A 770-nucleotide genomic window follows, 5' to 3' on the forward strand; every position below is an offset into this window, starting at 1 on the left:
CCGAGTGCAAGAGGAGAGCTGTGCTCGAGTGACACGCTTTCATAAAAATAGGCGTATTCAAAAACTACTCAACAGACATGGACATCGTATTCTATGGCTACCACCCTACAGCCCTGATCTAAATCCCATCGAGAAGAAGTGGGCTCAAGTGACGTTTCTACGACAAGGCTGGATGGAAAATGACTTATCTAAGTTGTTTTATGATATTTGTCCTGGCCATAACAGTTTTATTTTGAGCTGACTATATATAGATTTAAAAGGTAATAGTAGTAAGTTTTCAGTTTTCAGTTTTCAGTTTTCAGTTTTCAGTTTTCAGTTTTCAGTTTTCAGTTTTCGGTAAAGATTGTATACAAGCTTTTAATGAGGTTAAATCTGCTCCGCAAGGGCAACATATAATCTCTGTTATTCAGAACGATAGTAGTATTTATAGAGTTCCCATCGAAACAGTAAATTCTGGAGGCTTAGGATTAACACCAATAAAAAAAAGAGCCTATGATTCTTAATCAGCATGAGTCTTGGAAACTGTGGGAGTCGGATGAAATGGTTGATAAAGATATGATTACTGTGAAAATCAACATGAACGTTTATGACCCTTACTTTGTTCGCGCAGATAGTAAAAGTACAGATGGTAAGGCTACAGGTGTTTTTAAACCTACTTTAACAAGAGTAATGGCTCATGAATTAGGACATATAAAAAATTGGTGGTGTTCTAAAAAGTATGCTGTCATCAGACATAACCATAGTTAATATAAAAGAATACCAGATCGAAT

General features: G+C 36.0%; 2 protein-coding genes. Both read left to right on the forward strand.

What is annotated here, in order from left to right:
• Positions 1–241 (forward strand): transposase (locus QL982_RS14480; RefSeq protein ID WP_290190453.1); only part of this gene is annotated, 241 nt, incomplete at its 5' end.
• Positions 242–540: 299 nt separating this feature from the next.
• Positions 541–747 (forward strand): hypothetical protein, encoded by a 207-nt coding sequence (locus tag QL982_RS14485; protein WP_290166043.1) that lies wholly within the window; start codon positions 541–543, stop codon positions 745–747.
• The last annotated feature ends 23 nt before the right edge of the window (positions 748–770 follow it).

This window comes from Psychrobacter sp. 5A.1, from assembly GCF_030407455.1.
GTDB lineage: Bacteria > Pseudomonadota > Gammaproteobacteria > Pseudomonadales > Moraxellaceae > Psychrobacter.

What these genes read in the sequence shown, in the direction of transcription:
- QL982_RS14485 (WP_290166043.1), top strand. Translation starts at nt 541, where the DNA reads ATGGTTGATAAAGATATGATTACTGTGAAAATCAACATGAACGTTTAT.